This is a genomic window from Pseudomonas sp. MWU12-2345 (assembly GCF_023242385.1).
Classification (GTDB): domain Bacteria; phylum Pseudomonadota; class Gammaproteobacteria; order Pseudomonadales; family Pseudomonadaceae; genus Aquipseudomonas; species Aquipseudomonas gingeri_D.
In genome coordinates, this window is the sequence record NZ_JALLJA010000002.1 from 57,139 (window position 1) to 73,061 (window position 15,923).

Annotated in this window: 18 protein-coding genes and 1 tRNA gene; 10 read left to right on the top strand and 9 right to left on the bottom strand. The window is 56.2% G+C overall.

Annotated elements, in window-relative coordinates; genetic code table 11:
• Nucleotides 1–62 precede the first annotated feature (62 nt).
• Nucleotides 63–236 (bottom strand): DUF3094 family protein, encoded by a 174-nt coding sequence (locus M5C71_RS06610; RefSeq protein WP_100941192.1) that lies wholly within the window; start codon nt 234–236, stop codon nt 63–65.
• Between the two features lie 66 nt (nt 237–302).
• Nucleotides 303–929: a DUF1780 domain-containing protein gene (locus M5C71_RS06615; RefSeq protein ID WP_103494689.1), complete on the bottom strand. Its 627-nt coding sequence runs from the start codon at nt 927–929 to the stop codon at nt 303–305.
• A 141-nt stretch (nt 930–1,070) separates the two neighbouring features.
• Between M5C71_RS06615 and M5C71_RS06620 the strand changes: the two genes are divergently transcribed.
• A complete protein-coding gene (locus M5C71_RS06620) occupies nt 1,071–1,757 on the top strand; it encodes an energy-coupling factor ABC transporter permease (protein WP_248767508.1) in 687 nt (228 codons plus the stop codon).
• Nucleotides 1,758–1,819: 62 nt separating this feature from the next.
• Nucleotides 1,820–2,035 (top strand): hypothetical protein, encoded by a 216-nt coding sequence (locus tag M5C71_RS06625; protein WP_218225756.1) that lies wholly within the window; start codon nt 1,820–1,822, stop codon nt 2,033–2,035.
• A 27-nt stretch (nt 2,036–2,062) separates the two neighbouring features.
• Here M5C71_RS06625 and yacG read toward each other — a convergent pair whose 3' ends face one another.
• Genes yacG through pilB form a run of 5 tightly spaced genes read right to left on the bottom strand, consistent with a single transcriptional unit; the run spans nt 2,063 to nt 6,679 of the window.
• Complete coding sequence (gene yacG, locus M5C71_RS06630; protein ID WP_248747499.1) at nt 2,063–2,266, bottom strand: DNA gyrase inhibitor YacG; 204 nt, start codon at nt 2,264–2,266, stop codon at nt 2,063–2,065.
• Nucleotides 2,263–2,886 carry a dephospho-CoA kinase gene (coaE, locus tag M5C71_RS06635; protein WP_248767509.1) on the bottom strand — a complete coding sequence of 208 codons (624 nt, stop codon included), beginning with the start codon at nt 2,884–2,886 and terminating at the stop codon, nt 2,263–2,265. Before coaE ends, yacG begins: the two co-directional genes overlap by 4 nt.
• Nucleotides 2,883–3,755: an A24 family peptidase gene (locus M5C71_RS06640; RefSeq protein ID WP_248767510.1), complete on the bottom strand. Its 873-nt coding sequence runs from the start codon at nt 3,753–3,755 to the stop codon at nt 2,883–2,885. Before M5C71_RS06640 ends, coaE begins: the two co-directional genes overlap by 4 nt.
• 2 nt (nt 3,756–3,757) lie before the next feature.
• Nucleotides 3,758–4,975, bottom strand: coding sequence for a type II secretion system F family protein (locus M5C71_RS06645; RefSeq protein WP_248747502.1), 1,218 nt, complete (start codon nt 4,973–4,975; stop codon nt 3,758–3,760).
• 3 nt (nt 4,976–4,978) lie between these two features.
• Nucleotides 4,979–6,679: a type IV-A pilus assembly ATPase PilB gene (pilB, locus tag M5C71_RS06650; RefSeq protein WP_248747503.1), complete on the bottom strand. Its 1,701-nt coding sequence runs from the start codon at nt 6,677–6,679 to the stop codon at nt 4,979–4,981.
• Between the two features lie 226 nt (nt 6,680–6,905).
• Between pilB and M5C71_RS06655 the strand changes: the two genes are divergently transcribed.
• The 8 genes from M5C71_RS06655 to trfA all read left to right on the top strand — a co-directional run bounded on the left by M5C71_RS06655 (nt 6,906) and on the right by trfA (nt 13,994).
• Complete coding sequence (locus M5C71_RS06655; RefSeq protein WP_248747504.1) at nt 6,906–7,313, top strand: prepilin-type N-terminal cleavage/methylation domain-containing protein; 408 nt, start codon at nt 6,906–6,908, stop codon at nt 7,311–7,313.
• A 130-nt stretch (nt 7,314–7,443) separates the two neighbouring features.
• Nucleotides 7,444–9,090 (top strand): tetratricopeptide repeat protein, encoded by a 1,647-nt coding sequence (locus M5C71_RS06660; protein WP_248747505.1) that lies wholly within the window; start codon nt 7,444–7,446, stop codon nt 9,088–9,090.
• Between the two features lie 41 nt (nt 9,091–9,131).
• Nucleotides 9,132–10,550 carry an O-antigen ligase family protein gene (locus M5C71_RS06665; RefSeq protein ID WP_248767511.1) on the top strand — a complete coding sequence of 473 codons (1,419 nt, stop codon included), beginning with the start codon at nt 9,132–9,134 and terminating at the stop codon, nt 10,548–10,550.
• Nucleotides 10,551–10,589: 39 nt separating this feature from the next.
• Nucleotides 10,590–10,665, top strand: a tRNA-Thr gene (locus M5C71_RS06670).
• A 165-nt stretch (nt 10,666–10,830) separates the two neighbouring features.
• The gene (locus M5C71_RS06675) at nt 10,831–12,048 is read left to right on the top strand and encodes a tyrosine-type recombinase/integrase (protein ID WP_248747507.1); all 1,218 of its coding nucleotides are present in this window, start codon (nt 10,831–10,833) and stop codon (nt 12,046–12,048) included.
• A complete protein-coding gene (locus M5C71_RS06680; protein WP_248747508.1) occupies nt 12,045–12,800 on the top strand; it encodes a hypothetical protein in 756 nt (251 codons plus the stop codon). The genes M5C71_RS06675 and M5C71_RS06680 overlap by 4 nt, the downstream gene beginning before the upstream one ends.
• Before the next feature lie 109 nt (nt 12,801–12,909).
• Complete coding sequence (locus M5C71_RS06685; RefSeq protein ID WP_248747509.1) at nt 12,910–13,113, top strand: AlpA family transcriptional regulator; 204 nt, start codon at nt 12,910–12,912, stop codon at nt 13,111–13,113.
• A gap of 2 nt (nt 13,114–13,115) precedes the next feature.
• Nucleotides 13,116–13,994 (top strand): plasmid replication initiator TrfA, encoded by an 879-nt coding sequence (gene trfA, locus M5C71_RS06690; RefSeq protein ID WP_248747510.1) that lies wholly within the window; start codon nt 13,116–13,118, stop codon nt 13,992–13,994.
• A 232-nt stretch (nt 13,995–14,226) separates the two neighbouring features.
• Here the strand turns inward: trfA and M5C71_RS06695 are convergent, their stop codons facing one another.
• Both M5C71_RS06695 and M5C71_RS06700 read right to left on the bottom strand, forming a co-directional pair.
• Nucleotides 14,227–15,156, bottom strand: a complete 930-nt coding sequence (locus tag M5C71_RS06695; RefSeq protein ID WP_248747511.1) for a site-specific integrase — start codon at nt 15,154–15,156, stop codon at nt 14,227–14,229.
• Complete coding sequence (locus M5C71_RS06700; RefSeq protein WP_248747512.1) at nt 15,149–15,391, bottom strand: hypothetical protein; 243 nt, start codon at nt 15,389–15,391, stop codon at nt 15,149–15,151. Before M5C71_RS06700 ends, M5C71_RS06695 begins: the two co-directional genes overlap by 8 nt.
• Nucleotides 15,392–15,923: the final 532 nt, after the last annotated feature.

Genomic DNA, 15,923 nt, shown 5'->3' on the forward strand with positions numbered 1-15,923 from the left:
GGGATATCTCGCAAGGCTAAAGGAAATCTGTGCCTGCGTTATCCGGGCGAGCGCGAGGCAGCTCATAGCACCAGGTAACTCAGGAAACGGCTCAACAGGCCCAGGCCGATGACCACGGCGAGCACCACCACCAGGAGCATCCACGGCCGAAAGGGCCGGCGCTCGACTTGGTGTTGGGGAAGCTGCAGATACTGATCGACATGCTGCTGGTCGTCGGGGTTCAGGCGGCTGGTCATGGGAGCCTCGTCAGGTAGACGTCACTAAGGTGCTTTGTATCACTGGTACAGTGATTACGCCATGGCTTACAAACTGATGCCGACGTCGAAAACAATGCTGCGCCCCAGATTGCCCCGCAGGAAGTCCGGGGCATCGGGGTGGGCGAACAGCACCCGGGCGAAGGTCGGCCCCACCAGCGACAGCGAGCGCCAGCCCTGGCGCAGGTATTCGGTCGGCGGCGGGAAGTGGCTGTTGAGATCGAGCACTTCGCGCTTGAGACTGGCGAAGGCGATGATGTCCAGCTCACCCAGGTCCAGCCCGCGCTCCTTGTAATTGTGGGCTTTCTTGCGCAGGGTCGGGGCCAGCCGCTGCAACAACTCGGAGGCGGGAATGCGCCTGGGCTTGGCTTCGCGGCGCACCAGCTGGCTCAGGGAAAAGGCGCTGCGCCGGCGCTGCAACTCTTCGCGCCACTCATCGTTCAGCCGCCGGCCTTCGTCGAGGACGAAAAACACCTCGAAGCAGGCATCGCGAAACAGCACGTCCGGCGGCTCCTGGGCGGGGTGGAAGTCTTCGGCGCGATAGGGAATGTTCAGTCCTTGCAGCAGGCGCTGGCAGACCCAACGCTCACGCTCCCATTTGCGGGCATTGGAAAGAAAGGTGTTGGCTTGCTCCGCCTGGATGGTCAGCAAGCGTAGAAAATCCGAGTCGTCCATGGCCCAAGCTTAGCGTCGAAACTGCAAAGGCTGGAAGTCCTGGGCAATTTTTGTCGACGCGATGCGTCGTAACGGGCGGTGTAGACTTCAGGACTCAAGCCGGCAAGTGTTATCGAGTCCGCGGAGTGTGGAGATGTTTTTATGATCGGCGCGCAACTGCTGTCGCCCGCCAGCCTGGTCATCGGTTGGCTGATCTATCTGCCGGTGGTGGCCTGGGCGATCTGGCGTTCGCCCTGGGTCGAGCTGTTCACTGACAGTCGCCGCCAGCACCTGCTGTTCGGCACGGTCTTCGCCTTGTTCCTGCTCTGGCTGGTGCGACGTGACTTTGACACCGGGGTGTCCTATCACTTTATCGGCCTGACGGCGGTGACCCTGTTGCTGGACTGGCCGCTGGCGATTGTCGGTGGTCTGGTGGCGAAGCTCGGCCTGGTGTTGCTGGGACGCCAGGACCTGGCCGCGCTCGGCGTCAACGGCACCTTGCTGATCCTGCTGCCGGTGCTGGTGACGGAGGTCTGCGCGATCCTGGTGGAGCGGGCGCAGCCGCGTAATCCCTTTGTGTATATCTTCTGCTCGGGCTTTTTCGCCGCCGCCCTGGCGGCTTTGCTCTGTCTGCTGGCGAGCCTTGGATTGCTCTGGTTCGACGGGCGTTTCGCCCTGCCGGAGTGGCTGGGGGATTTTGTCGGTTACCTGTGGCTGATCATTTTTCCCGAGGCTTTTATCAACGGCATGGTGGTCAGCGCGCTGGTGGTGTTCTGTCCGGAGTGGCTGGAAACCTTCAACCGCACTCGCTACCTGTCGGCCCCCTGGAAGGACAATGAGCCCCGTTGACCTGGGTCAAGCCAGCAGGTTCGCCCCACGACCATGCTGCGGAAAAAACCGGGAGCAAGGTCATGAGTGTGTACGAATGGGCGCGTCAGCAGGTGCAGGCCAGTCTGGAAGATGCACAAGTGGAGGGATTCGAACCGGGGCTGGGCCTGCGCGCCTTGCTCAGTGCGGTGGTGCAGCAGAGCAAGGTGTTGCGCAGTGCTGAAGATCTGGCGGACGAACTGCAATTTCTCGCCGAGAACCTCGATGACGAGCAGGACTACGGTTTTATGCGGCCCTGATCCCCTGATCCCCTGATCCCCTGGTGATCAGTGGGCGCGGGGTGGCAGATCGTCGGAGAACAGGTCGTCCTCGGCATCGGGGCTGACGGGAATCTTGTGTTCTTCCGAGGCCCAGGCGCCGAGGTCGATCAGTTTGCAGCGGTCGGAGCAGAACGGCCGCTGCGGATTGGCGGCAATCCATTCCACGGGGGCGCCGCAGGTCGGGCATTCAACGGTCAAGGGTTGGCTCATGAGTGGCCTCCACGCAAAGTCAGATAAAAGTGATGCAGACGCTCGACCTCGCTCCGTAGCCAGGCCTGGTCGCGGTCGTTGACCAGCACATCGTCGGCATGGCGCAAGCGCTCTTCGCGACTGGCCTGGACCTTGAGGATGGCCTGCACCTGTTGTTCGCTGGTCTGGTCGCGCTGTTGTGTGCGTTGGATCTGCAACGCCTGTGGGGCGTCGATCACCAGCACGCGCTGGGTGTTCTTGTATTGTCCCGATTCGATCAGCAGCGGCGAGACCAGGATCGCATAGGGCGATTGTGCCCGGGCCAGGTGGCTGGCGATCTCTTCGCCGATCAGCGGATGCAGCAGGGCTTCGAGCCAGTGCCGTTGCTCCGGGGCTTCGAAGATCAGCGTGCGCAGGGCGGCGCGGTCCAGTTGGCCGTCGGCTTGCAGCACGCCGGGGCCGAAGTGTTCGGCGATCTTCGCCAGCGCCGGGCGACCGGGCTCCACCACCCAGCGGGCGGCGTGATCGGCGTCCACGGTGTGGATGCCGAGGTCGATAAAGTGTTGCGCCGCAGCGCTCTTGCCGCTACCGATGCCGCCGGTAAGGCCGAGAATCCAGGGTGTTGAAACGGCTGTGCTCATTTAAAACCGGCAAACTGCAGATAGGAAGCGGTTATTTGACCACCCCAGAGCAAGGCAATCCAGCCGGCAATTGCCAGATAGGGACCGAAGGGGATCGGCGTCGAGGTCTGGGCGTTGCGCAGGCGCAACAGAATCAGGCCCAGCACCGCGCCCACCAGGGATGAGAGCAGGATGGTCAACGGCAGGATCTGCCAGCCGCCCCAGGCGCCGAGCATCGCCAGCAGCTTGAAGTCGCCATGACCCATGCCTTCCTTGCCGGTGAGCAGCTTGAACAGCCAGTAGACAGACCAGAGGCTCAGGTAACCGGCTACGGCGCCCCACAGGGCGTCGTCCAGGTCGGTGAGGAGACCGAAGTGGTTGGCGATCAGGCCGAGCCAGAGCAGTGGCAGGACCAGGGCGTCAGGCAGGAGCTGGTGATCGGCGTCGATCAGGCTCATGGCCAGCAGGCCCCAGGTCAGCACCAGCATCAGGGCGGCGGGCCAGCCGAAACCGAAATGCCAGGCGACAAAGGCCGAGAGCAGGCCGCAAGCCAGTTCGGTGAGTGGGTAGCGTTTGCTGATGGGGGCCTTGCAGCTGGAGCATTTGCCGCGCAGCAGGGTGTAGCTGATCAGAGGGAGGTTTTCCCAGGCGCGCAGTTGGTGATTGCAGTGCGGGCAATGGGAGTGGGGCAGGAGCAGGTTGTAGGTCGGATCGGGCGCGGGTTGGGGCAGGCCGAGGACCTCGTGGGCCTGGGTGCGCCAGTCGCGTTGGAGCATTTTCGGCAGGCGCCAGACGACGACGTTGAGGAAGCTGCCGACGATCAGGCCGAGGAGCAGGGCGAAAAAAACAAAGGCCAGCGGGTGGCTGGCCAGGAAGTCGGGTAGGGGCATGTTCAGACTACTGAGCCGAGTTTGAAGATAGGCAGGTACATGGCGATTACCAGACCGCCGACAATTATGCCGAGTACGGTCATGATGATGGGTTCCATCAGGCTGGTAAGGCTGTCGACCATATTGTCGACTTCGCCTTCGTAGTAGGTGGCGACTTTGTCGAGCATATCGTCCAGGGCGCCGGACTCTTCGCCGATTGCTGTCATCTGGATGGCCATGTTCGGAAACACACCGGTAGTCCGCATGGAGAAGTTCAGCTGCATGCCGGTGGAGACGTCCTGCTTTACGCGGTTGACCGCATTCCTGAAGACGACATTACCGGTGGCACCAGCCACGGAGTCAAGGGCTTCGACGAGCGGAACGCCGGCAGCGAAGGTAGTTGAGAGGGTTCGTGCGTAGCGAGCGACGGCGGATTTGTAGAGTATGCCGCCGACGATTGGCATTTTTAGCAGTGTCCTGTCCATCCAATTGCGAAAACGCTCAGATGTTCTATGCGCCCGTCTCAGGGAATAGACTGCCGCAACCAACGCCAGAATAATGATCCACCACCACTCTTGCACCACGTTGGAGAGTCCGATCACCATCAGGGTGAAGGCTGGAAGCTCTGCGCCAAAACCCTTGAAAATAGCCTGGAACTGCGGCACGACCTTGATCAGCAGGATCCCGGAGACAATGACCGCCACGAGTACGACGGCAATCGGGTAGTTCATTGCTTTTTTGATCTTGGCTTTCAGGGCTTCGGTCTTTTCTTTGTAGGTGGCTACCCGTTCGAGCAGGTTTTCCAGGGCGCCAGCTTGTTCACCCGCGTCAACCAGATTGCAATATAAATCGTCGAAGTATTCCGGCTTCTTACGCAAGGATGTTGCGAAGCTGTTACCGGCCGCAACTTCCTGCTTGATGTCGTCCACCAGCTTGCGCATATTCGGGTTTTCGAAGCCCTCGCCGATGATATCGAAGGACTGCAGCAGCGGCACACCGGCCTTCATCATCGTTGCCATTTGGCGGGTGAACAGAGCGATATCCAGAGGCTTGATACGTTTGCCTTTGCTGAAGATAGAGTTGCTTTTTTTCCGCACTCTGCCCGGGTTGACCCCTTGTTTACGTAGCTGTGCCTTGATCAGCGCCGGGTTGTGGCCGGTGAGCTCGCCGGACATTTTATTACCTTTCTTATCCGTCCCTTCCCAGGCATAAACGCTGACTTTGACTGCTTTGGTCGCCATGGTTTAGTCCTTGGTCACGCGGTTGACTTCTTCCAGGCTGGTCAGCCCTTGCATGGCTTTTTGCAGGCCCGAGGTGCGCAGGTCATTGAAGCCGTCCTTGCGCATCTGGGTGGCGATCTCGATGGAGTTGCCTTCGGCCATGATCAGTCGTTGCAGGTCCGGGGTGTTCTTGACCACTTCGTAGATCCCGATCCTGCCTTTGTAGCCCCCGTTGCATTGCTCGCAGCCGACGGGCTCGTAGATCTTGAAGGTGCCGATTTTATCCGCAGGAAAGCCTTCCTTGATCAGGGCTTCCTCGGGGATATCGATTTCCTTCTTGCAGTGGCTGCAAAGCTTGCGCGCCAGCCGCTGGGCGATGATCAGGTTTATCGAGGTGGCAATGTTGAAACCGGGAATGCCCATGTTGTGCAGGCGGGTCAGGGTTTCGGCCGCGCTGTTGGTGTGCAGGGTGGACAGCACCATGTGGCCGGTCTGGGCGGCCTTGATGGCGATCTCGGCGGTTTCCAGGTCGCGGATCTCGCCGACCATGATCACGTCCGGGTCCTGGCGCAGGAACGAGCGTAGCGCCTGGGCAAAGTCCAACCCTTGTTTCGGGTTGACGTTGACCTGGTTGATGCCTTCCATATTGATTTCCACCGGGTCTTCGGCGGTGGAGATATTGATGTCCACGGTGTTGAGGATATTCAGGCCGGTGTAGAGCGAAACGGTTTTACCCGAACCGGTGGGGCCGGTGACCAGGATCATGCCCTGCGGTTGTTTCAGGGCTGCCATATAGAGTGCTTTCTGATCCGGCTCGTAGCCGAGTGCATCAATCCCCATCTGGGCGCTGGATGGGTCGAGGATCCGCATCACGATCTTTTCGCCCCACAGCGTCGGCAGGGTGTTGACCCGGAAGTCGATGGCCTTGGTCTTCGAGATACGCATCTTGATGCGCCCATCCTGGGGCTTGCGGCGCTCCGAGATATCCATGCTGGCCATGACTTTCAGGCGTGCGGCGATACGGCTGGCGAGATGGATCGGCGGTTTGGCCACTTCGCGCAGGATGCCGTCGGTACGCAGGCGAACGCGGTAGACCTTTTCATAGGGTTCGAAGTGCAAGTCTGAGGAGCCGCCTTTGATAGCGTCTAGCAACATTTTGTTGACGAAGCGTACCACTGGGGCATCGTCGGCATCCTGACCAGCGATCTGTTCGTGTTTCTTGTCATCAACCGACTCTATATCCAGGCCTTCGAGGTCGACATCTGCCATGTCCTCAAGGCCACTGGTGTGGCTGTCGAAGAACTTGTCGATGGCATCGGCAAGCTTGTCGTCTTCGACAAGGATAGCTTCGGTGGTGAGCCCTGTGCTGAACTGGATATCGGTAATTGCTTGGTGATTGCTGGGGTCGGATATCCCGACAAACAATTTATTCCCACGCCGCCAGAGTGGCAGGACATGGTGCTGACGGATCAGCTTTTCGCTGACAAGGCCTTTAGGCTGACTCTCCTTGTCAAGACAGCTCAGGTCGAGCAAGGCGACCCCGAAATGCTCTGAGGCGATTTCTGCTACTTGGCGGCTCTTTACCAGTTTGTTCTGGACTAGGTAGCTGACTAGGGACACCCGATTGCGCTGAGCCTGTTGATACGCCTGCTGAGCGTTCTTGTCGGTAATCAGCTCGGCGGCAACCAGTTGCTTGGCCAGACCGGAAAGGGCGATATCGTTCATTTGAGCACCAAACGCAAACAGTCGGAGTCTTATAGCGTAGTCGGGCGATGGTGCCAAATCGGAGGTAGGTGGGTGACAAAAAATGTCAGGTTTTGTTGTTCTGAAGCAGCGCTCTTGGCGTGGCAGGGCATTTTGGCAGGTGCTGAGCTGTACTGAGCGGTATGGCACGGGCTGTGCTAATCGTTATCGGAGTCATAACGCCTTTGCTCACGTTTGGAGACGAAATATGAATGCTCAAAAGGGTTTCACCTTGATCGAACTGATGATCGTTGTCGCGATCATCGGCATTTTGGCAGCTATTGCGTTGCCGGCTTATAACACCTATACGCAGCGAGCACGTTTCGCTGAAGTGCTTTCGATTGCTGATGGCTACAAGACGGCTGTGGCACTTTGCATCACGGATTCCGGGGGCACCAACTTCAGTGGTTGTAATGCGGGCTCCAGCGGTATCCCCGCTGCTGCTCCAGCTACGACTAACCTTGCAGCAGGTATGACTGTATCGAGCGGCGTGATCAGCATGGCCGGTACTGCAGCGGCGGGCAGTTATACACTAACTCTTACACCTAACCTTATTAATGGCGGTATTCAGTGGATCACTGGCGGTACCTGTTTGACCAATAATGCGTGTAAGTAACGCGTGCGCTGAAATGGCATTTTGAGTTGTTGAGAAATGAAACCGGCATCTCCTTCTCTGAGAAGGAGGGGCTGGTTTTGTACAACTAAGAAACTTGCTTTATTTTGAAGTTATTAATAAAGAGAGCTCTATGGTTTCGCGTCGCTCGGGGTTTTTATTTTTTACCGTGCTCTCTGCCGGCCTGCTATTAGTACTTTCATTCTCGTTTTTGAATAGTGCTCTCATTTTTGACGATGAGCCTTTCTTTCGGGCTGACGGTCCATTGTCGGTCATCGCTAAAGGTTTTCTCTGGACTCCGCGTTGGTGGGTGGACTACTCCATGGCCGCCAGCTTCGTCTATATCAGCGATAAAATTATTTCCCTCAGACTGGAGAATCTATTTATCCATGGCTTGGCGAGCCTTGCCCTGTTCGGACTGATCCGCCAGCTTCTGAATACTCTGGAACGTAGCGGGATTTTTTCCCTAAAAACAGATACCGCTGCCTTTTTTGCTACATTTATATTCGCGATCCACCCGCTGGCTATCATGACTCAGGGTTACTTGATTCAGCGCACCACTGTTTGTGCCACGCTGTTTGGCTTACTGGGTTTATGGGCGTTTTGGCAGGGGTTGTGCGGTAAGCGTTGGGCACTTTGGATTTCCTGTGTGTGCATCCTTTTATCTATGTATGCCAAAGAGCATGCAGTGATGCTGCCAGTATTGTGCTTTCTGTTATGGGTATTGCATCATCGGAGTCGCTTGCCGTCGACTCTCGGCGCACGTGAAATTTTTTCTGCGCTAGCTGTTCAGGCAATTGTCTCGATCTCTGTCGTACTGTGGCTTAAAGGAGTGATAGGTCAGAATTATGAAATGAATAGTGAAGAGCTCCTTCGTGATGAACTATTCAAGCCTCAGGGCTCTTTTTACCTGTTGAGCCTGTTCAATCAGATGGGGTTGTTCTTCAAGTACCTTTCAATATTGATTTTGCCCCAGAGCAGCGCGATGGGACTCGATCTGAGAGTGCCCTTCCCATTAAGTTATGGGGTGTGGTGGCTCTGGGTGGGGCTTGTAGGATTTGTGGCTTATGGTGCTGCGGCTTTTCTATTGTTGATTCGCGGTGGTAGCAGAGGGCTTTTCGGATTCTCATTATTGTTCCCGTGGGTGCTCTTTGCCACGGAGCTGGCCTCAGTGCGCCTGCAGGAACCTTTTGTCCTATATCGCAGCTATCTGTGGGTGCCGGGGATGTTTATTGCCCTGGCAATGGGGGTTCGTCGGCTCAAACGTTTCTATCTCGCTACGCTACTACCTGTCTTTGCGCTGTATCTATCCGGGCTTTCTTATGATCGGTTGATGGCTATATCCTCGCCTTATTTTGTCTGGGACGATGCCGCCCGCTATCTGGAGGCTCAGGGCGATACCCCAGGGCTGTACGGTGGTTATAGAATTTATTACAATCTTGGTAATGCTTTTTTTGAAGCCGGGTTTATCGAGCAGGCGTTGAAAGAATATGACAAGTCAATTTCCTTGAAACCTAGCTATTCATATGCTTACCATCAAAGAGGTAGAGCTTTTTTTGAGTTGAAAGAGTTCGAAAAAGCTAGGCTGGATTTTGAACAGGCTATCCGGTTGAAGCCCGGTTACGCCAAGCCATACGTGGGGATGGCTGAGACCTTGAAAGCGTTGGGGAGACCGGAGGATGCCCAGCGAACCCTAGAGCTTGGATGCAGCAGAGGGGCTCAGCAGGTCTGTGACAGAGCGCACCCCAAGCCACCGTTGATGTTGGCACCGAAAGCCTGAACCCTCTGTAAACTACCTGAAATGGACATTCCGAGGTGGTAATGGACGCTGCCTGGACTGGGCGAACAAGGACTTGGCTGGTACTCACGCTGCTGATCGCCGCGGTGATGGTCCTTGGGCACGGTCTGGGCGGGCATACGCTTCAGCGTTTAGGACAACTCGTCATCGCCGGTTCGGCAGTGGTTCTCCTTCTTTTCTGCCGAACACCCTATGCATCCAGTCTTGTCGAGCGGCCCGCGCTCCTGGCCTGCGGGCTGGTCTTGCTGGCCGGCATCGTCTCTTCCCTCTCCGCACATCAACCACTCTGGGCGCTTACAGAGGTCGCCTTGATCGTCGCCTCTTGTTGTTGTGCTGAAGCCTTTGCCCGCACACGTCGATTAAATGGGGCATCGCTTGATCGGCTGCTGATTCTGTTTATTGTTTTTATCTGTGCCTTCAAGAGCTTTGATTTCCTGACATTGGCATTCCATTGGCTTTTCTCGGGTATACGGATGCTGGATCCCGACGAATTTCTGAGTGGTTTCTCCAACAAACGTTTCTACGGCCAGTTCCAGACCTTCACCCTGCCGCTTCTGGCTTTCCCTCTTCTGCTGCCTGCCACCAAAGGCTCCACCCGGATCTGGAGCTTCTCGCTCTTGAGTCTCTGGTGGCTGATCGCTGTAACCGGCGGCACTCGCGGTACCTGGCTTGGCTTGGGTGTAGCCGTTGGTGTGCTGTTCTTCTGCGGTCACATCGGCAGGCGTTGGATCGCCTGGCAACTATCTGCGGTTATAGTCGGGGGCATACTTTACTGGCTCTTGTTCAGCGTCCTCACCGGCTACCTCGACATGGAGGTGAGCAATGTTGTCAGCGATCGTCTGACCACCTCGCTTTCCGGCCGAGGCCCACTCTGGCAACAGGCTTGGGACATGATCCGCGAACGCCCCTGGCTCGGCTTTGGCCCCATGCACTTTGCGGATATCCACAATCCCATCGCGGCCCATCCGCATCAAGCGATCCTGCAATGGGCCAGTGAATGGGGGATTCCTTCCACCTTGCTGGTGATGGGGTTGGTCGGGCGCGGCCTGTGGGCGACCTTGCGCCTGATTCGCGAGCGCTCGACTTCCCATGAGTCGACCGATCTGCTGCGCCTGTGCCTGTTCGCCAGCCTGATCGGCGCCCTGACCCAATCCATGGTCGACGGTGTGATCGTGATGCCGTACTCCCAGCTCTGGTTGTCGCTGGTGGTTGGTTGGCTGATAGGGCTGCATGTCTGGAGGCGTGAGCCGGCCAAACCCAATGCTTTTATCCATTGGTCCTGGATGGGCATCAGCAGCGCCGCCGTGCTGCTCCTGGCCTATGTGGCAATCCGCGATGTTCCTCACCAGGACGAGCGCAACAACCTCTACCAGCAGCAATACGGCGGTCATTACCAACCGCGCTTCTGGATTCAGGGCGTGATTGCGATCAAGCCCGAGTAGCTTGCCCGCCGGGGCATCGGATGCTAGCTTTAGCGCCACGCCGGTGTAGCTCAGTCGGTAGAGCAGCGCACTCGTAACGCGAAGGTCGTAGGTTCGATTCCTATCTCCGGCACCACTTAATAGATTCATGCAGTGCCAAGCCGTGTCATGAATTCCCAGAAGGCCCGCCTAGTGCGGGCTTCTTGTTTTATGCGGTGCCATCCGGTTCCACCCAAGCGCTTGTCTTCTGAGTGCCTATCCGAGTACCTTTAGGTTGTTCAATAATCTATAGGTACTCAACATGCCTTTGACGGCTCTTCAGGTGAAGAATGCTGCACCACGCGAGAGGGACTATGGCCTCGCCGATGGCAGTGGCCTATTCCTCTGGATTCGCGCAGTAGGCGGCAAGTCCTGGCGTTTCCGATTCCGCCTGGATGGCAAGCAGTCGCATATTTCCCTTGGCACCATCGACAAGGTAACCCTCGCACAGGCGCGGCAGCTTGCTTCTGAAGCTCGCCAGTTTGTGGCGCAGGGGCGGCATCCTGGGCTTGAGAGAAAGGTCGCTCGGGCCCAGGCGGCTATCTCTCGCGCTAATACGTTCAAGAGCCTAGCGCTGGAGTGGCATCAACATAAGTCGCCACGCTGGTCGGTAGGTTATTCCGGTGACGTTATGGAAGCTTTCGAGCTGGACATCTTTCCCCAAGTGGGACGTTTCCCGTTAACCGACCTCAAGCCCATGCAGTGGTTACAGGTATTTCGCCGTATCGAGTCGCGAGGTGCTTTGGAGAAGCTGCGCAAGGTTCGGCAACGCTGCCAAGAGGTCTACCGTTTCGCGATTGCCACTGGTCGTGCTGAGTACAACCCAATCGCAGACATCGGAGGGGCGCTTCAGACCCCTACCTCCCGACACTATCCTTTCTTGCCTATTGCAGAAATCCCGGAGCTCATACGCAGTATTCAGGCGTGTCCGGGGCATGACGTAGTTAAGATCGCCACCCGCCTGCTGATTCTGACGGGGGTGCGTACGGCTGAGCTGAGGGGGGCTCCTTGGTCGGAGTTTGACCTCGATAAGGCGCTCTGGCTGGTTCCTGCTGCGCGTATGAAGATGCGCCGCGCTCATCTAGTCCCGCTCTCCAAGCAGGCGGTGGCTGCACTGCGTGAGTTGGAAAGTATTACTGGTGGTTACACTCTCGCGCTCCCTGGTCGTAACGATCCGGCAAAGCCCATGAGCGAGGCCGCCATCAACCAGCTGTTGAAGCGCTCCGGCTACGACGGTCGTGCCACAGGTCATGGATTCCGTCACACGATGTCCACCGCTCTGCATGAGCAGGGGTACCGCAGTGAGTGGGTCGAAACCCAATTGGCGCATGTGGACAAGAACAGCATTCGCGGCACCTACAACCATGCCCAGTATCTGGAGGGCCGTCGCGAGATGCTTCAGTGGTATGCCGACCATTTAGATGTTTTGTCATGCAGTAGTGTCGTAGCTTCTACCGCAGGCGAGGAGAACGCCGTATGAGTGATGTTATGCGATTACCGGACTTGGTGTCTGGGTGTGCTCGTTACTATAAAGTTGATACTCAAGATGCTGCACACGCTCTACATGAGCTGATTAAGGAGTTGTGTCTAGAGTACAGCGTGCGCCAAGGAAAAGTTGCGCTGCCTGGTCACATATTCTGGGTTGGAAGGGTGGGCTCTTCACAACGCTCAATTCGAAGTTATAAACTGTTTTTTGATGGGCTCATAAAATACTTGGATTGTTCATGTGATCCCCTGTCCGGGGTTGATAAAGACCTTATCCCTTCGTACTGTGAGAGTGACAGTTCTGCTAAAGATATTCCTGCGGGTTTAATATATTTGTCTAAGAGTGCTTTGGCTAAATGGGCTTTGGATGCAGGGGTTGAACCTCCAGACTATATATTGAACGTTAATGCAGGTGAGAGCGCTAAGGGGGGTGAGGGCGGTCAGGGTTTTCAAGAAAAAGAGTTGGGAACTATTAATAAGATAATTAATGGTTTGGTTGATTTGATTAAGGAGGTTGATAAGGCCCATTCTGGCCGGTTACTCGGTAGCGCTGACAAAATGCGCGCAGAGGCTATTAAGCGTGCTGCCTCCAGGCTCAACAATCCTCCGCGTAAGAATTTCGATTTATATTCTGCCGTCATATCTCTCGCAGAGGATGCCGGAGTCGACATGCCTAAAGATCATAAAACACTGAGAAAATACATGCGTGCCCCGTCCAAATCCGATAGTGGGCATGAAGTCACATAACCAAAAAACTTGGGATTTTCCCCGAGAATTTGGGAGTTCCCATGACTCCTCGCTTGAGGTGCCATTAAATCCCTAGCCATCCAGTCCGGTTCCAAGGAGACCCGTCCAGATGGCTAGTCAATTTGTTTCACCTCTACTGCTTCGCCTTCCTAATGTCTGTGCCCTCGTTGGGCTGAGCAAATCTCAGATATATCGCCTGATTCGGGCGGGCGAGTTCCCTGCTGGGATTTCACTTGGGGCGAATTCTGTGGCATGGCCTGCCGAGCAAGTGCATGCCTGGGTTGCAGAAAAAATAAGTGCATCCGTTCGTTAACGATGTCTGTAATTACGCCAATTCCTAGCCGTACCCTTGCCCGGCTAGAAGAGAACAGAAAGCGCTCTCGCGCGAAGCTGCAAGACGCGGAGATCGAACAGGTTCGTGGCCTATTGCCGAACTGGTCTGACTCGGTTCGGCGTGTGCCGAACGTTGCTCTTCGCTCAGCGCTATTTGGTGCAATCAGCAAGGGGCACCGTCCATACCTTGAGCGAGTGGAGATTAACGCTCTGGGTGGAATCAGCATACTTTACACGGGTGCCTTGCTTGATCAGGGGGATTTGGACGTGTGGGAAACCGTGCTGCACTTGGCGCGGATGCAGGAGCTAGGTTCGGAGTGCAGGGTAACCGCCTATCGACTCCTGAAAGATCTCGGTAGAACCGATACAGGAAAGAATCGAACGATCTTAGATAGGCATCTAAGCAGAATGAAGGCGACCGCCTTGCAGGTTCGAGTGGGCGAGCATTCATACGAGGGGAGTTTGATTCACGAGGTCTACCGCGACCATGACTCACGGAGTTATGTCATTCGATTGAATCCTAAGCTCCGGGTGCTGTTCCTTGATGACCAGTTCACTGATGTGGATTGGTCTGTTCGTCAAACGCTGCATGGGAGACCGCTTGCGCAGTGGCTACATGGTTTCTATGTGACTCATGCACGACCCTATAATCTGAGGGTCGAAACTCTGCATCGACTGTGTGGAAGCCGAGCTAGCTCTTTAGTTGATTTCAAAAAGGATTTGCGCCGATCGTTAGATACTGTGGAAAGAGCCTGCAATGCAGCAGGACAACCATTTAGTTACCTGATAGAGGGGAACCTGGTGCGAGTCAAAACTACTCCCAGCCCCTCGCAGCGGCGACACTTAGCCAATAAACGCTGATACCGTTCCAGCCCACCTGTGATACCGTTCTAGCACCCCCGGTTACCGTTCCTGCACTCCGACGATGCCGTTCTGGCACCCCTGTAGATACCGTTCCAGCACTCCTGGTACGCGACATTGATATCGGTCTCTAGCCCAGGACGAATCGGCTGTGCACAGATTTTCGCCGGAGGCACTAATCTGTTTTTAATCATTTTTAATCTTTATCTTTTCGGCGAAGGTCTAGCGACTGTCATCGTAGATAGACCTCGGTAATTTCTGGACGAAAGTGGCCCAACTCCTGAGAGACGACGCGCTTTGCTTCTTCACGGGTGAGATGGCATTGCATCGTGCTAAGGCGTTCCTGGGCGTAACTGTGACGGAGCCCGTGGGCTCCGTTGGACCAGCCAAGCGCTGCTTTTGAAGCCGCACCGAATGATTTGCTCCAGGGCTGACCGCCGCCAAGTTCGTAGAACTGCTGGTATCGGACACCTCGATCCGTAACGCTACGAGCCTCTGGTAGACGTGTCGCTTCCAGGCGCCTAGCCAGGTTGATCGGAATACGTACCTCGCGGGTAAGACCACCTTTACCGTGAACGGTGTAGGCAATGGAGTTTTCCCGGATGCCGGAAAACTTCAAAGCATGCGCAGGTCGAACATCTGGGGCTTTGTGGTGGATACGGCGCAGCGTTAGTAACTCATGGGCACGCAGGCCTGATGCATGGGAAATCTCGGTTGCTAGGGCGTTGTGTGGCGACTGGCGAGCGGCGATGAGAGTCACTTGCTCACGGGTGTATGACCTCGATTGCTCGGCCAATCGTCGACCTAATGTTGGCTGACCGGCCTTTCCTTTTCGGGCTGCCGGTGCGGTGCTTTTGATGACAACCAGAGTTTGACTTGGTGGGAGCTGATGAGTGACGTGTTGCATCATCGCTTGCAGGGCTTGCCGCTCCATATCCAGAGTTTTTTGGCCAACAACTTCGGCACGTTGTCGTAGATATTCGAGGGCACGAGTCGGAGTCATATCACGAAGGCTGCCCAGGCGGTGCTCTTGGAGATGGACAGTGATTTGCTTTAAGCGTTGTTCATAGTTCCGTACGGTGCTGACCGATTTGATGTGGCTGCCTTGCAGCTGCTTCATCACGGACGCTGCTTGCTTCGCCGGTTTGGCGAACTTAGCCATGCTGGCGGTTCCGATGTAGCCAGCGGTTCACAGTCGAGCGTTCGACTGTAATGCCTTTCTCGGCTATCCAGCGCTGCAACTCGCTGCCATTGCAACCTACTGCATCAAGCTGCAACAGCTCGTGTTTGTAGTTATCAAGTAATGAGCGCCGCTGGGCATAAGTTCGGGGTTTTCTCCGAATCCTAGACTCGGATTTGAGGCGCGCAGCAATGGTCTCCGCATCGAATTCGCTCATGGGACGCTCTCTGGATGTGTAAGAACTTCTGACCATTGCCGGTTCAGCGACACACCATCCGAGGATGGTTCGTTGTGTGCCTGTTCGCCCCCCTTTGCACTGATGTGCAGGCGGGGACTGTTCACGCCTATTCGGAGTCTCCGAGCGGGTTCCTGATTAACCGTTCAGGTGCGGTTGCCATTGTTGGTCTGGCTGATCTGGTTAGGTTGTCGTTTCTCCTCTGTTGGTCTTTGATGTTCCCGATAAATCGGTCGGGGCCAAGCCGGTTACGCGAGCGATGACGCGGCGCGTAATCGATAAAGCCCTGCCTGCGATGACGCAGAACAGGAGCCCTCTGCCATTGCCTATCCCCATGAACAACACGGGCACGAGCGGCCGGGCAGGGCGGTTTTGAGCCTGGTCAGCTTACGAGAGCCTAGGGGGAGGACGCAATCGTTTAGGGTTGCGTTATGTCTGTTGCGCTAAATCATAGATATCCAGTAAGCCCGCTATGTAAAGCGCCGATTAGGCGCGTTACATAGCGGGCTTACGC

What these genes read in the sequence shown, in the direction of transcription:
- yacG (WP_248747499.1), bottom strand. Translation starts at nt 2,266, where the DNA reads ATGAGCCAACCCTTGACCGTTGAATGCCCGACCTGCGGCGCCCCCGTG.
- M5C71_RS06645 (WP_248747502.1), bottom strand. Translation starts at nt 4,975, where the DNA reads ATGGCGACCAAAGCAGTCAAAGTCAGCGTTTATGCCTGGGAAGGGACG.
- M5C71_RS06685 (WP_248747509.1), top strand. Translation starts at nt 12,910, where the DNA reads ATGGCTAGTCAATTTGTTTCACCTCTACTGCTTCGCCTTCCTAATGTC.
- M5C71_RS06655 (WP_248747504.1), top strand. Translation starts at nt 6,906, where the DNA reads ATGAATGCTCAAAAGGGTTTCACCTTGATCGAACTGATGATCGTTGTC.
- M5C71_RS06625 (WP_218225756.1), top strand. Translation starts at nt 1,820, where the DNA reads ATGAGTGTGTACGAATGGGCGCGTCAGCAGGTGCAGGCCAGTCTGGAA.
- M5C71_RS06610 (WP_100941192.1), bottom strand. Translation starts at nt 236, where the DNA reads ATGACCAGCCGCCTGAACCCCGACGACCAGCAGCATGTCGATCAGTAT.
- M5C71_RS06620 (WP_248767508.1), top strand. Translation starts at nt 1,071, where the DNA reads ATGATCGGCGCGCAACTGCTGTCGCCCGCCAGCCTGGTCATCGGTTGG.
- M5C71_RS06680 (WP_248747508.1), top strand. Translation starts at nt 12,045, where the DNA reads ATGAGTGATGTTATGCGATTACCGGACTTGGTGTCTGGGTGTGCTCGT.
- trfA (WP_248747510.1), top strand. Translation starts at nt 13,116, where the DNA reads ATGTCTGTAATTACGCCAATTCCTAGCCGTACCCTTGCCCGGCTAGAA.
- coaE (WP_248767509.1), bottom strand. Translation starts at nt 2,886, where the DNA reads ATGAGCACAGCCGTTTCAACACCCTGGATTCTCGGCCTTACCGGCGGC.
- M5C71_RS06615 (WP_103494689.1), bottom strand. Translation starts at nt 929, where the DNA reads ATGGACGACTCGGATTTTCTACGCTTGCTGACCATCCAGGCGGAGCAA.
- M5C71_RS06700 (WP_248747512.1), bottom strand. Translation starts at nt 15,391, where the DNA reads ATGAGCGAATTCGATGCGGAGACCATTGCTGCGCGCCTCAAATCCGAG.
- M5C71_RS06675 (WP_248747507.1), top strand. Translation starts at nt 10,831, where the DNA reads ATGCCTTTGACGGCTCTTCAGGTGAAGAATGCTGCACCACGCGAGAGG.
- M5C71_RS06660 (WP_248747505.1), top strand. Translation starts at nt 7,444, where the DNA reads ATGGTTTCGCGTCGCTCGGGGTTTTTATTTTTTACCGTGCTCTCTGCC.
- M5C71_RS06695 (WP_248747511.1), bottom strand. Translation starts at nt 15,156, where the DNA reads ATGGCTAAGTTCGCCAAACCGGCGAAGCAAGCAGCGTCCGTGATGAAG.
- pilB (WP_248747503.1), bottom strand. Translation starts at nt 6,679, where the DNA reads ATGAACGATATCGCCCTTTCCGGTCTGGCCAAGCAACTGGTTGCCGCC.
- M5C71_RS06640 (WP_248767510.1), bottom strand. Translation starts at nt 3,755, where the DNA reads ATGCCCCTACCCGACTTCCTGGCCAGCCACCCGCTGGCCTTTGTTTTT.
- M5C71_RS06665 (WP_248767511.1), top strand. Translation starts at nt 9,132, where the DNA reads ATGGACGCTGCCTGGACTGGGCGAACAAGGACTTGGCTGGTACTCACG.